Here is a 13725-nt window from a genome sequence, read left to right as displayed (position 1 = left end):
AAACTTGTTCACCCCACTCTTCCCAAATTGATATTGTGCTTCAATTGCAGGTGTCCAGGCACGAACACTAGCTGCTTTAGGTTTATTGCCTAAATTGGTAATCGGGACCGCTTGACCTAAGGTAATGCCGTTCGGAAAAAGAATTTTAACTAACTCATGTGGTGACAACGCGACACCACTTAATGGAGCCAAGATTTCGCCTTGACCTTTAATATCGACTTTAGGGGGAATGCCTCCAATAAATTGTAAAGACACATTGTCATTGAGGTAATAGTTAAACATAAGCCCTAATGTGTCTGTGTCATCTACTTCAAGGCCAGCATCATTTTGATGCCACTGCTCTAACCCTTGAATCGTTGCCTCACCTGCTACCTCAGGTTTTATATTGCCTTCTTCATCAAGTAAGAGCCCTTTTAAAAAGTCATCATTTAAAGCGAGTTCAAGAAACTCTTTTTGATTAAAAGGTTCACCGCCTACATCTACCTCTGTAGCATTAGGATCAACGGAGTTTAAGAAACTGGTCGGCGAAATGCTTCCAACTTTAGCAACTGTTCCATTTTTAACACTTGTATTGATATTAAATGGATTAGCTTTACCTTGAGGCATTACATGTAACCAACCTGCCGAGACAGAAAACCGTTTTACTCCCTCTGCATAACTCATATTTGCAAATATCAATAATGAGCTGGCTATTACTATTTTCGATAATTTTATTTTCATTTTTATTCCATCCTAGAAATGCATATTGCTAACTCTGCAATATGTTCTTGGAATATAGCCAAGTTATATTTTTTATCAATTAGTATAATTTTTAAGCAAATAAATTTAAGTTAAATCCATCACATTTTCATATATAAATTGATGACTTAGTTATCTTAATTAGCAGACGAACGGTAAAATTTTAGTTAAAAATAATTTTATCAAATGGTAAAAAATAGAGGTGAAAACCAGTGCTATTTTGATACTTAGCTCTTTTTTAGAATTATAAAAAAAGCACCCTTAGGTGCTTTAAAAAAATAACTTCATTAAAACTTATATTGTAGTGTTAGCGCCGCATTTCGAGGGGCACCTAAAGTAATTTGGCCATATGCCGGGAAAACACCGTAATATTTTTTATCAAATACGTTGTTAATATTAAGCTGAGCCGAAAAATCTTTTGTAATTTGATAACGAGCCATAAGGTTTACAAGTGCATAATCTCCTTGCTCAACTTTCTCAATAACTTCTTTGGGATTTTCGGCATTAATATAGGTACTGCTTTGCCAATTTACCCCGCCACCCACGGTTATGTTTTCTAATTTGCCCGGTAATTTATAGGTGGTAAATGTCTGAATCATCTTGCGAGGAAGTTGGGTATTAACATCGGCATCATTTGCATCTTTGGCAGAGAACTGGCTATAACCTGCTGTAATATTCCAGTCTGGTGTGATTTGTCCACTTACTTCAACTTCAAAACCTTCACTCGTCGCACCTTTTGCTGCCCGATAATAGGTTTCTTTTACCCCGTTACGAGTAACTTGTCCTGCTTCCTGAGCTAAATTGTCTTGCTTAATATGATAAAGCGCTAAAGTACCATTCAAACGTCCATCAAACCATGCAGATTTTAAGCCTACTTCAGTACTGTTTCCTTCAACCGGGTCTAAATAGTTTCCATCAAAGTCTTTATTGTCTTGAGGCTGAAAAATACTGGTATAACTTGCATATGCAGTATAGACATCATTGAAATCATAGATAATACCTGCATAAGGAACAAATTCGTGGTCATATTTTATGGATGAACTACGACCATATATATTCTTTTCATAATTTGTAAAACGCCCACCTAAAATAAATTTTAGAGGCTCAATCGGATTTAAATAAGTCGCAGCGAATAGTGCATTTTGTTCAATATTATATTTTTCATTGAGTGTAGGTGCATTCCACACTGGCTCAGGCATGCTGCCGTTCCATTCAAAGAAATTGCCAATTTCCATTTTTGTATCAGTTGAACGAGCATACGCTGTAAAGTCCTGATTGGAATATTGATAACCCAAAACAACCTTTTGCTCTAAGCCCCACAAATCAAAACTACCATTGAGCTGCAAAGAAGCGTTATCTTGCTCTACCTCAAGGTCATACGCTGATGCATAAGGAGATAGCCCTAGACCAGTATTTTTGTCTACACTACCCGAAACATATAAAAGCTTTGAATTAGCATCACGCTTACCATGAGAATAAGACAGTTTAGCTGACCAGTTGTCATTAAATTTATGAGTTAAATCTGCAAATAGATTGGTATATTTAACATTCCAACGTGTCCAGTCAGCACTTGTAGTGGTATTTTTAGACCAGTTCGTTTTTGTGCCATCACTAAACCAGACAGGTAAACCTCCCCACATTGGTCCACGCGGATCATCTTCTTGATAAGTTACCCCACCCGATAAAAGGGTATTTTCAGATAAATCTGCTTCAGCACTTAACAGTAAAGTTAGCTTTTCTTTAGACAACAAGTCGGTATAGCTGTCGCCTTGTTCATATTGGGCCACTGCTCGTCCACGTACTGTCCCTGATTGATTAAGGGAGTTGGCAATATCACCCATAACACGGTAATTATCCCAACTCCCTGCACTCACTTCTACGTTAGCAGTTGGCTCTGTACTCGTAGCACGCTTACGAACCATATTAATCGCAGCAGATGGATTTCCAGCACCAAATGTAAGACCTGTTGCCCCTCGAACTACATCAATATGATTATATAAGGCCATACTTGAGAAAATTTCACCTGAAGACCAAGGCAAGCTATATGTGGTGGGAATACCATCAATAATATAATTATCTACTACAAAACCACGTGAATAGATTCCGCCTCGGTTGGTTTCATAACGGTTGACACTTACCCCTGTAACATTTTCAGCGACCTCAACCAAAGTTGACAATTGCTGGTCTTGTAAACGCTGTTGAGTAATGACAGAAACAGATTGTGGAATCTCACGAACGGATAAACCCAGTGGAACCGCTGTATCTGTTTTCCCTGCTATATAACTTTTTTCATTTTCTTCGCCACTTCCAGCTTTTACTTTAATGGTAGGAAGAGTTCCATATTCCGAAGTCTGCTGATCAGTCTCTGCATGCGCTGAAATTGTGCTCATTGCTATAGCAAGTGCTAATGCATTAATTTGAAAGTGTTTCGTAGTCCTTTGCATAATCTTTAAGTAGCTTTAAAAAAATTACATGAATAATACAAAGAATAATTATCATTTGATACTGATTATCAATATTACTTTCATTTATTTTATTTATGGCCTATACAAGTTTTTATGATTGAAATTTATGCCTAACTAAGCCGATTGATTCTAAAAATAAAAGAGTAGCTGAGAAAAACGGATCAAACTTAAGATGAATATTTTTATTCGCGATGAGCGAGAAGAAGATATTAAAGAAATTGAAGAATTGACTAAAGCGGCATTTCTAAATGCTGAACATACGAGCCATACTGAACACTTTATTGTTAATAGTTTAAGAAAGCATAAACAACTTACAGTGTCTTTAGTTGCGGTTGAAGATAATACTATTGTTGGGCATGTGGCAATTTCACCAGTGCAAATTTCATCAGGTGAAAAGAATTGGTATGGCTTAGGACCTATTTCTGTCGCGCCGAATAAGCAAGGACAAGGCATTGGATCATTGCTTATGAATAGCTCTTTAGAAAAATTAAAAAAATCAGGCGCAAAAGGTTGTGTTTTATTAGGTGATCCAAAGTATTACAGTCGCTTTGGTTTTAAGGCATACCCTGACCTAAAACTACCTGGTGTGCCCCCTGAATACTTCCAAGCCTTAAGTTTTCAAAATTATGTTCCTAAAGGTGATGTAAGCTACCATGAAGCATTTAATGCCCAAGAATAGTTTAGATTTTTCTTTATTAAAAATAGATTTTATTAATTATAAGAAATACAAAAGTCTAATTTATCAATTGGTTGCTTAAAACAGGTCCATGAATCTTTTTCCGGTTTTTCAATAATTTTTTTAGTTTTTAAATCACGATAATAAATAGTCGCATCTTTTAAATTCGACAAATTACTTCCTACAGAAACACATGAATCGTTATTTGAACAAATATTTGATTCTTTAATAAAAACTTTTGTATTAGCAAAAGTTAATCTTTCAAAGTTAGATGTCGAGTTATTTGTAGAAGAAAGTAAGCAAGGCTCAGTAATATTTCTACCATTCACTACAAAACAACTTTTACTGACTTCGAATGGCACTTGAGCAAAGGAGCTTGTAGCATAAGCTAATAGAAATAATATAATAAGGCGCTTCATGTTCTTTCTCTCTATATAATCAACATCTAGTCTAAAACTGCCTATAAATATTTAGACTATATTTTCAGTTCGCTATTTATAATACCTGTATTAAGATAAGTTAAATATTTACTATTCGATAAATTTTACAAAATATTAAAGCATTAGCTTATAGGCTACCTAACAATCGCAAAGTTATTCATTAAGCACTTTCCAATCGGTTCCAATTTGTGCCAAAGCTGGTAGCTCATCACTATTAAAAACATTGTAATTAGCATCTACAGCGAATCGATAGAGTGGTATTGAATCTGCCTCTGTTTTCTTAAAAAAACTAAAATCTTCAGTGATATGTATTAAGTCTTCTGCCCTATTATCTATTCCCAATTTGTTTCCACTGGCACCTGACGGTATATGTATATAACTTTCACAAGTTAATTCGACTATATTTCCATCTAGATCTTGATATGAACATTTCATGTTTAAACCCTTCCGTAATTTTTATAGATGTGTAGAAAAACTTAACATGCTATACAGATAAGTTATGGAATTTTTTATGATGTAATTGTTTAAGTATGTATATGGCAAAAGAAAACCGCCCCAGAAGGCGGTTGCTGAAATTTTCCAGCGATTATAAAAGTGCGGTGGACACACACTTTTATATGGCTTTAAACCAGATTTATTTTTTTATTATTTTTCTGATATTCTTCAGAATTAAAATAATTCACAATCATCTTTGCATTTTCTTCCGATACTGCTTTTTTATTTTCAACTACCGTCTGAGCTTCTTTTTTTGCGTTAAAGTCGGCTGGCACAATACTTGAAAGTGGTGGTAATTTTGGCTGCCCGCCAACCGTGATTCTTTCAATAAAGCTCGCTAGCCACATAATATATTCACCTTTATTTTTATATTTAGGCATTAAACTCATGTCGAGTTTAATCGTGCATTCACTTAAAGGTTTACTTAGGCATTCTTCAAAATCGATAAAATTGTATTTGAGTTTACAGGGAGTTCCCTTTATCTCTTTACGAATAATACTGACCAAGTTATTTAGTTGTTCGATCAGGTTATCTGAAAACAATTTATCTTCTTCTAGTTTTTTATAAACCTTCTCGGCAATTATTAGAAATTTTGGCATATTTCCTTCCCTCTTATATTGACCATCGCGATTGATCAGACTTTTAGGGAAGTATGATGAATATATTATTGCAATATGTAAGTGTTGAAATACCAAATGTAATCTATAAGAGTGTTCTGAAACTGACTTCCATAACGAACCACAGCAATGAATAAAAATGCAAAATCCATCACATTTTCAATCCGAAAAATTTTTATAGTTAGTAATAATTTTCTAAAAAAATTAAGCTCATCAATAATATTATTTGACCGGTATTTTTTGGTTTTTTTGAGTAAAAAATAGAATATAGAAATATTTGAATTATTTTTATTTTACTGCCTTGCTGAATAACCAAGTTGCCTAGTCGAGGGGCTAGAACGTTAACCGTGTCTTCAGCAAGGTCTTTTATGATTATGTTTTAGTTTGATACTGCTCACGCACCGCTTAAAGCTGCTTCAAACATTTCAATAATTGCTTTGGCTCCTTCTGCCTTTTGCCTTGCGTCCCGATCGTCAAAGATAACCGTTTCGTCATTTAGTTCACTCACATATCGCCGGGCTTCGTCTAGAGCTCTCCTTATTTTTTGTACTTTATGTTTGTTTACGTCTTTGGCAATGGTTGGCGCATATCCTCCACGTTTAGCGTTTTTAAGTTGTCTAGCTCTGTTCTCAATTGCTGTAGCCATTCAAACACTCCAACTCACCTAACAAATCTTAGTAAAGCAACTTTATTGTTTGTTATTCTTAAACATTTAGTATTTTCTTTGTTCAAAGTGTCAAATTTGTTACTTAAGCCTTACTCCTGCAAGTTTTAGATTGAGTTTGCTTAAAATCTTTTAAGCTACAATGTGCATGTAGCTTTCAAAGTCAACTTATACAGCTATTTAATAATAATTTTCTAAGAATAGTTATAAATTAATGTATAAAATTATTAAAAAGATGCTATCTATTTGAAAATAAAATAGATAGCACGCTAACAGTTGTTTATTCTACTGTTAATTTCTGAAAATCATGGCCTGAAGGTGCCTGATACACTCTTAAGCCAAACTCAGGCAAAATCGCAATCAGATGATCAAAAATATCGGACTGAATTGCTTCATAAGAAACCCATGCAGTGGTATTGGTAAATGCATAGATTTCTAACGGTAAACCTTCACTCGTTGGTTGTAGTTGGCGAACAATAAGCGTTTGATTTTGAGCAATCCCCTTATGCTGGCGCAAATAGAATTCAACATATGCTCTAAATGTTCCAATATTGGTTAAGCGTCTTTTGTTATAACGTGACTGACTACCTAAATGCTTATTAAATTCGTCAATCTCAGATTGCTTGGCATTGAGGTATTGATCTAGCAATAAAAAATCTTTGAGTTTTTGTTGCTCTTCTTCGGTCATGAAGTGCACGCTAGTTTGATCGATATAAAGAGAACGCTTCATACGGCGACAGCCCGCATTACTCATACCACGCCAGTTTTTAAAAGTGTCTGTCACAAGTTTATTGGTTGGAATCGTGGTGTATGTTTTATCAAAGTTTTGAACGGTCACTGTGTGCAATGAAATATCAATGACATCACCATCAGCATTGAGCGATGGCATTTCAATCCAGTCCCCAATACGTACCATGTCATAAGAGGCAATTTGTACACTCGCGACCAATGACAAAATCGTATTTTGGAAAACTAACATTAATACGGCTGCCATTGCACCGAAGCCAGCCAACAACGTAAATACATCCTTTTTCAGGAATGTACCCAAAATCATTAATCCGCAAACAACAAAAATAATGAGTTTAACGAGTTGCAAGTAACCTTTAATCGGCTTGTTTCTAGATTTTGGATTACGCTGATAGATTAAATTAAATATATTTAATAATTCACTAATGGTGAGCGCAATCGTGAGAAAAATAAATGCCTGTGCGCCCATCTGTACTAAAGCAACCGCTTTTTCCGACAAATGCGGAACGGTGGTAATACCATTCATAATAACAATGGCCGGCACAATATTGGCAAATCGCTTAATGACACTATGCTGGGCAAAAACTGACTGGTTGAGTGACTTAATTTTAGTCACTAAATGACGTATTCCCCGAACAATAATTCGTTTAGCAATGAAATTTGCTAATGCAGCAAAAAGGATCAAAAGTGTGAGCGAAACTAGCATTTCTAGCCAAGGATAGTTGCTTAACTCAGCTTGAAGATCACGATAAAAATTAAAAAAATCCAAAACCTACACCTTAAAACTTTATTTTCAATAATTTTAAAGTGTTCATGTGTTATAGATTAAGGCTTGTTTACATATGTCGTCATAAATACAACAAGGAAGTAATATTCAATCGTAAAATTAGATAAAAGCTGATCACTACTATTCGACTAGACAATAAATAGATTAACAAGTATGGAATAGGTGGAAAGATATTGATCTCAAGTCACTGTTTCTCTTTGTACCTATATAAAAAGAGATTTTTATTCCTTAAGAATGCTACAGATGAACAAGTTTTAAGACTTTTAAAATGTATTAAATTAATCAAAACTCTTAACTCTCTTAGAAGATCTTTTGTTATTTATGTTTATTTAAGAGCCACAAATACTTCTATTATATAGATTAATAATATTATTAATTAAAATCATTCTCATTTATAATTCGACGAATTTACAATCACTCTCAGGGCGAGAAAATGGGAAATAAGATAAAAAGTAATAAACTTTTTACTAGGAAGTCTGAAGCAAAAAATATCATTCCACTTCTATCACTTGGTGGAGCCATCTTTCTCTCAAACTCGGCCTTTGCAGCCTCGCCTTCTGAGACAACAGATGCTGAAAAAAAACCTGAAGCACTCCCTACAATTACAATCACCGCTTCACGTGCAGATGAACTTTCTACATCTGCCAAACAAGTGACCAAGCTAGATGAAAAACAAATTGAACTTTTAAGAAATGGTTCATCTGGAAATATTGCAACTGTTTTAGCTAAAGCCGTACCGGGCCTTTCCGACTCAAGCCGAACCATTACCGATTATGGTCAAACTTTACGGGGCCGTAATGCCCTCATCTTGGTCGATGGCGTTCCAATGAACCTGACACGCGACACATCAAGAGGTCTTTCAGCTATCGACCCTGAAAGTATTGCTAACATTGAAGTCATTCGCGGTAGTAACGCAATTTATGGTAGTGGCGCTTCTGGCGGTATTATTTCAATTACCACGAAAGCGGCTGGTGGCGAACCTACCGCCAAAACAGTCGTTGGGCTACAAACACCTTTAACAAATTTCCGTTCTAATGCTTTAAGTGGCGATATTCATCAATATTTCACAGGCAGCTTTAACGCTTTTGACTATGCACTCGACTTTGGTTACCAACGTATTGGTAGTCCGTACGATGCAAGTGGTGACCGTGTTGCTCCAGAACCAAGTCAGGGTGATTTATATGATTCTGATGGCTATAGCATCGGCGGTAAGCTTGGTTACCATATTGATGACAACCAATATGTCCAGTTTGCTGCAAACTACTATAATGCCGAGCAAGATTCAGATTATGCATCTGACCCAAGTGTGAAGAATGCCCCTGCCGGAACAGTGCCAGCGAAAGCAATTAAAGGCTTAAAGCTAAAAGACCAAAATAAAAACGAAAACCAGATATACAATTTAACTTATAACCATAAAGACTTTTTTGGCAATAAGGTTGATGCCCAAATTTATTACCGCGACTTCTTTACTCGTTTTTCACCATTTGATGCACGAAAAAATGCAAATCGTGGTGGACAAGTCGATCAGATCTATCAAGAAAATAATGTACTCGGTAGCCGCTTAACTGTGACTACACCACTTGAGTTTTTAGGTGACACCTCATTGGTTTGGGGTGGTGACTTTAGCCGCGAAAAAAGCGAAATGCCTTTAGATATTTTTGATCAAAAAATTTATGACCAATCTGGTGGCTTAGAGTTTGTAAAAATTGGCAAACTTATTTATTTACCTGAACTCACCACACAAAGTATTGGTGGTTTTTTACAGTTAAAGCATCGCTTTAATGACCAATGGTCGGCAGAAGCTGGTACGCGTTATGAAGACAGCTATGCCCAAATTGATAGCTTTGTTCCATTATCACAATTAGGCAAAACTAACCCTTACACCGTTCAGGGCGGAAAAGTGAAAGCTGATGCATGGTTGTACAATGCTAATGTGACTTTCTCTCCAAACGACCAACATTCAATTTATGCATCGTTTAACCAAGGTTTTCAATTACCTGATGTAGGTTTAATTATTCGTAATGCTGGTGAAGGTTTTAACCTTGGTTCGTCATTCTTAGAACCTGTAAAAGTCGATAATTATGAGTTGGGCTGGAAAGGAAATTTCAATAATTTTTCTTCAAGCTTAGCGGTCTTCCACTCTACTTCTGACCTTGGTGCTGTACAATCATTCAACAATGGTTTAGTCCTCGCTAGAACTAAAGAAAAAGTCACTGGTGTTGAAGCAACTTTTGACTATCTGGACGATGCCAATGTTTGGGGAACTGGTGGTAGTGTTACATGGATGAAAGGCCGTGAAAAACCGCAAAATGGTACTGAACAAGATATGACAGGCTTCCGTATCCCACCGTTAAAACTCACAGCTTACGTTTCTTATAGTCCAACTGAAACTTGGACAAATCGTCTACAAGCTACTTACTTCGGTTCAGAAGACTACCGTTTACACGGTATAAATAGTTTTGGTCGCTATGATGTAAAAACTTATACAACAGCAGATTTAATCAGTAGCTTTGCGCTTAACAAAAAAGACACTGTGACGATTGGTTTAGAAAACATGTTTAACCGCAAATACTATCCTCTCTATAGCCAATTATTAAGATCGGGTAATAACACTAGCCATTTAGTGGCAAATGGTGCAACGCTGAAAGTTTCTTATAGCCATAAGTGGTAATTGAGATTTTAGTTAGTAACTAACATTATAAAAGCCCCATTATCGGGGCTTTTGTTTCTTATAGAGCGCTGTTCTAAGAAAACTTCGATATAAAATAATCTAATAGTTTATCCTTTTCATCCACTTGGTTGTTACCGAGTTGCTGAATGATTGTGCCCTCCACCATATATACAAATAGCTTGGCATCATTAAAAGAAGCATCCGCATTTAGCATTCTAAGCTGACTGTAAATTTCATTTTTGAGCCATGTTCTATAGCGCATTGCGGTCTGATAGGCGTTGGGATAACTATTTTTAATCTCAAAAATAGCTTTAAATAATAAGTAATACGGCCCTTCTAAATCGGTATGTAAATAATAAAGCTTTTTGAGTTTATCTATTGCGGCAGTGTTTAAGTCATACTCGACCATTGCGACCACTTGTTCTTGGAGCTTTTCTTTTTGCACCATCAGGCAGATTTCAATAAGTCGCTCTTTGGAGTGAAAGTAATTATAAAAAGTGGCTTTCGTAATTTCTGATTCTTTCACTATTCTGTCGATCCCAATAAGGTGGAACCCACGGTGATGAAACAGATCAATCGCTTTATTTACAACGTATAAGGCACGTGTTGGGAGAACTAAATTTGGCATAGTTTTACCGTTATAAAATTTTTTGTTGGATGTAGAGATAAAAAAGCCTGTGCCCTTTTTGGGAGAAAAAAGGCACAGCAAAGCCGTAAAGACTGTGCTTGGCACATCTCAAGTTTTATTATTGATACAAATTTTTGAGCCGTAATAACCTAAAGCCTGAAAACCCTAAAGGCCATCAAGCTGTTTAAAGATGATTTAAGTAGTATCGTTATAGCTTTTGGCAGTGAGAGCCAAGAAATAATGAATGCGCAAAGCCAACTCCTTCTATTGGGAGTTCTGCCAGGCATTAAAATTATGGTGGCAACGGAAGCGGGTTAGCAGACTTGGTAATACACAAGCACACCCAAAGGTGTCCCACTCCCGTCCTACCGCTACAGGAGGAGACGAGAAGCTTACACACAAGACTATTCCTCAGAAGGAATAATTCTGATGCGGTATTACAGGCGGTCTGCTAAAACCGACTGGCAATGTAGGCCAGTCCGGAAAGGATATTATCCAAGTTACGTGCAGTCAAGCACGCAAAATGCTATTTGCTTTAAAATAAATCATTAAAAAGTAAGGGTAAATAATTTAGCTTCATTATTAAATGAGGGTTTATAAAATCGAAGAAATTTATATAGATATATAAGTTTTGATGGGCCAAAATGAATGCTTATTTTAAAACCATTTATAAAAACCTGTAGATGAGTCTGAATATAAGAGGACATTTAATGAAGAACTTTCTCACCAAGAAAATGTACGTAACTAGAGCTTTATTTTTTGCTGTAGGCGTTATGGCTTTGGATGTTTCCCCTATAGTTATTTCTAATACTCATGCAGCGACAGAACAAAAAATGGATAATTTATCGACTACACTTTCATTAATTTTTGCAGATAAACCCATAGAAGCTTCTTTATTTAGCCCTCAATTTTTAGGACAAGTTTCCATCACACAAATTCAAAAAATTGTTGATGATTTAAAAGTCTCTTTAGGTGCTCTTAAAAGTATTAATGTTTCAAATGGCTCTGGGACTATTGATTTCGAAAAAGGAGAATTACCCGTTTCAATTAGCTTAAATGAGCAAGGACAAATTAGTACTCTTTGGTTTAGCGCGCCTCATTTTAAGACAATAAGCCTAGACGAAATGGTTAAAGGTCTACATGAAAATACAATCGGTAAAACATCTCTTTTAGTTATTGTAGATAACAAGCCTGTGGTTGTAGAAAACGATAAAACTCCTATGGCTGTCGGTTCGACTTTTAAATTACTGGTTTTAAAAGCTTATGAAGATGCAATAAAAAAAGGCGAATTAAAAAGAGAAACTATTGTTTCTTTAAAAGAAAAGAATCGCTCATTGCCAACAGGAGTTTTACAAAACTTGCCTGCTGGTACACCTGTAAATCTCGAACTTCTTGCGCAGTTAATGATACAAATTAGCGATAATACAGCAACAGATAGCTTGATAGAGGTATTAAAGAAACCTCGTATAGAAGCGTTGTCGCCTAGGAATTCTCCTCTGCTGACCACACGAGAGCTATTTCAACTGATTGACCCAAGTAATGAAAAGCTCAGAAATAAGTTTAAAACAGGAACAAAGTCGACTCGTCTAGAAGTACTCGCTGAGCTAGACAAACTACCGCTACCGAATGTGAGTAGTATTGGAAAATCGGCTACTTGGCAAGATGCTGAATGGTATATGTCAGCCAATGAGATTTGTCCTCTGCTTGAAAGTGTTCAAGATGCTCCTGCTCTGAACAGTTCTTTAAATCCACTTTTTAAAAATTTAAATTGGCAAAAGATTGGTTTCAAAGGTGGATCCGAATACGGCGTCATCAACTTTTCTGTAATTGGAAAAACTCAAAAAGGCCATAAAGTGTGTGCCGTATTTACCGCAAATGGAAATGAGCCACAACCCGAATCAAAACTAGCAATATTATTTACAGGCATACTTCAAGCTGTTGATTCTATAAATCCTTAAGTACAAAAGCCCATCATGAGTGGCTTTTAGTAATTCCTTATGATGGGCTATTTTGATTTAGAGTTATTCAAAGAATAATCGTAAAAGTATTTTAATTAAACTGAACAATAGATAGAAATTCGCTATAAATATTAATCTATTTATAAAAGATGCTAAAAATGAAAAAAGTTCTCTTGTTTGACCTAGATCAAACTATTCTTAACCGAAATGAATCACTTTTAAAATTTCTTAACTGGCAAGTAAGCTACTTAAACTTGGTACCCCATGAGCTAAAAAAATCTTTTATTAACCGATTCATAGAGCTAGACAATAACGGAAGCGTTTGGAAAGATATTGTTTACAGTCAATTAATTAAAGATTTTAATATCAAAAAATATGATACATCTGAATTGCTGCAATCTTACATTAATGATTTTAATAAATTCTCTACAGCATTTGAAAATGCTCCAAAAACTATTCAAAATCTTCATGCTCAAGGGTACACATTAGGCTTAGTATCCAATGGAAAAACACCTTTTCAGGAGAAAAATTTTTATGCTTTAGAATTAACGGACTATTTTTCGATTATCGTGATTTCTGAAGCTATAGGTTTAAGAAAACCAGATCCTGAAATCTATTTATACACTTGCAATCAACTAGATTGTAAGCCATCAGATTGTATTTTTATTGGAGACAATCCCAAAGCAGATATAGAAGGTGCCAAAAAAATTGGTATGAAAACAATATATTTTCATCCAACTCTTACCCTTCATCCTTCTCTTTCAGATGCAAGTATTCATCATTACGATGAACTCGAAGAAACGGTTAGAAGGTTAATTAATCCGCCTCATTTTTAATCT

11 protein-coding genes and 1 pseudogene are annotated in these 13725 nt (G+C 35.5%); 4 read left to right on the top strand and 8 right to left on the bottom strand.

All coding sequences use genetic code 11. From position 1 onward, the window contains the following. Both C1642_RS19425 and C1642_RS13355 read right to left on the bottom strand, forming a co-directional pair. Positions 1–720, bottom strand: a pseudogene (locus tag C1642_RS19425) (OmpW family protein); the annotation flags it as partial. A gap of 305 nt (positions 721–1025) precedes the next feature. Then, on the bottom strand, positions 1026–3182 hold the full coding sequence (locus C1642_RS13355; RefSeq protein WP_103236428.1) for a TonB-dependent siderophore receptor: 2157 nt from the start codon (positions 3180–3182) through the stop codon (positions 1026–1028). Between the two features lie 193 nt (positions 3183–3375). Between C1642_RS13355 and C1642_RS13350 the strand changes: the two genes are divergently transcribed. Beyond that, entirely contained in the window at positions 3376–3882 is a 507-nt protein-coding gene (locus C1642_RS13350) for a GNAT family N-acetyltransferase (RefSeq protein WP_001019958.1), read from the top strand. Between the two features lie 32 nt (positions 3883–3914). Here the strand turns inward: C1642_RS13350 and C1642_RS13345 are convergent, their stop codons facing one another. The 5 genes from C1642_RS13345 to C1642_RS13325 all read right to left on the bottom strand — a co-directional run bounded on the left by C1642_RS13345 (position 3915) and on the right by C1642_RS13325 (position 7611). After that, positions 3915–4298, bottom strand: a complete 384-nt coding sequence (locus C1642_RS13345; RefSeq protein WP_000825559.1) for a hypothetical protein — start codon at positions 4296–4298, stop codon at positions 3915–3917. A 174-nt stretch (positions 4299–4472) separates the two neighbouring features. Next, complete coding sequence (locus tag C1642_RS13340; RefSeq protein WP_000650375.1) at positions 4473–4754, bottom strand: hypothetical protein; 282 nt, start codon at positions 4752–4754, stop codon at positions 4473–4475. Between the two features lie 188 nt (positions 4755–4942). After that, positions 4943–5413, bottom strand: a complete 471-nt coding sequence (locus tag C1642_RS13335; protein WP_001123841.1) for a hypothetical protein — start codon at positions 5411–5413, stop codon at positions 4943–4945. Positions 5414–5825: 412 nt separating this feature from the next. Then, a complete protein-coding gene (locus C1642_RS13330; protein ID WP_032060489.1) occupies positions 5826–6077 on the bottom strand; it encodes a hypothetical protein in 252 nt (83 codons plus the stop codon). 298 nt (positions 6078–6375) lie between these two features. After that, on the bottom strand, positions 6376–7611 hold the full coding sequence (locus C1642_RS13325; RefSeq protein ID WP_000345328.1) for a mechanosensitive ion channel family protein: 1236 nt from the start codon (positions 7609–7611) through the stop codon (positions 6376–6378). A gap of 451 nt (positions 7612–8062) precedes the next feature. Here C1642_RS13325 and C1642_RS13320 point away from each other — a divergent pair, with 451 nt between their 5' ends. Then, positions 8063–10300, top strand: a complete 2238-nt coding sequence (locus C1642_RS13320) for a TonB-dependent receptor (protein WP_103236427.1) — start codon at positions 8063–8065, stop codon at positions 10298–10300. 73 nt (positions 10301–10373) lie between these two features. Here C1642_RS13320 and C1642_RS13315 read toward each other — a convergent pair whose 3' ends face one another. Next, positions 10374–10928, bottom strand: coding sequence for a TetR/AcrR family transcriptional regulator (locus C1642_RS13315; protein WP_001133227.1), 555 nt, complete (start codon positions 10926–10928; stop codon positions 10374–10376). Positions 10929–11638: 710 nt separating this feature from the next. On the opposite strand from C1642_RS13315, the gene C1642_RS13305 reads away from it, so the two are divergent. Together C1642_RS13305 and C1642_RS13300 are read left to right on the top strand one after the other, a co-directional pair. After that, positions 11639–12886 (top strand): serine hydrolase, encoded by a 1248-nt coding sequence (locus C1642_RS13305; RefSeq protein WP_103236426.1) that lies wholly within the window; start codon positions 11639–11641, stop codon positions 12884–12886. Between the two features lie 158 nt (positions 12887–13044). After that, positions 13045–13722, top strand: coding sequence for an HAD family hydrolase (locus C1642_RS13300; protein WP_000756789.1), 678 nt, complete (start codon positions 13045–13047; stop codon positions 13720–13722). The last annotated feature ends 3 nt before the right edge of the window (positions 13723–13725 follow it).

This window comes from Acinetobacter sp. AKBS16, assembly GCF_002899995.1.
GTDB lineage: Bacteria > Pseudomonadota > Gammaproteobacteria > Pseudomonadales > Moraxellaceae > Acinetobacter > Acinetobacter baumannii.
The sequence above is the reverse complement of the archived record's forward strand: the minus strand, read 5'-3'. Positions and strand labels throughout refer to the sequence as shown.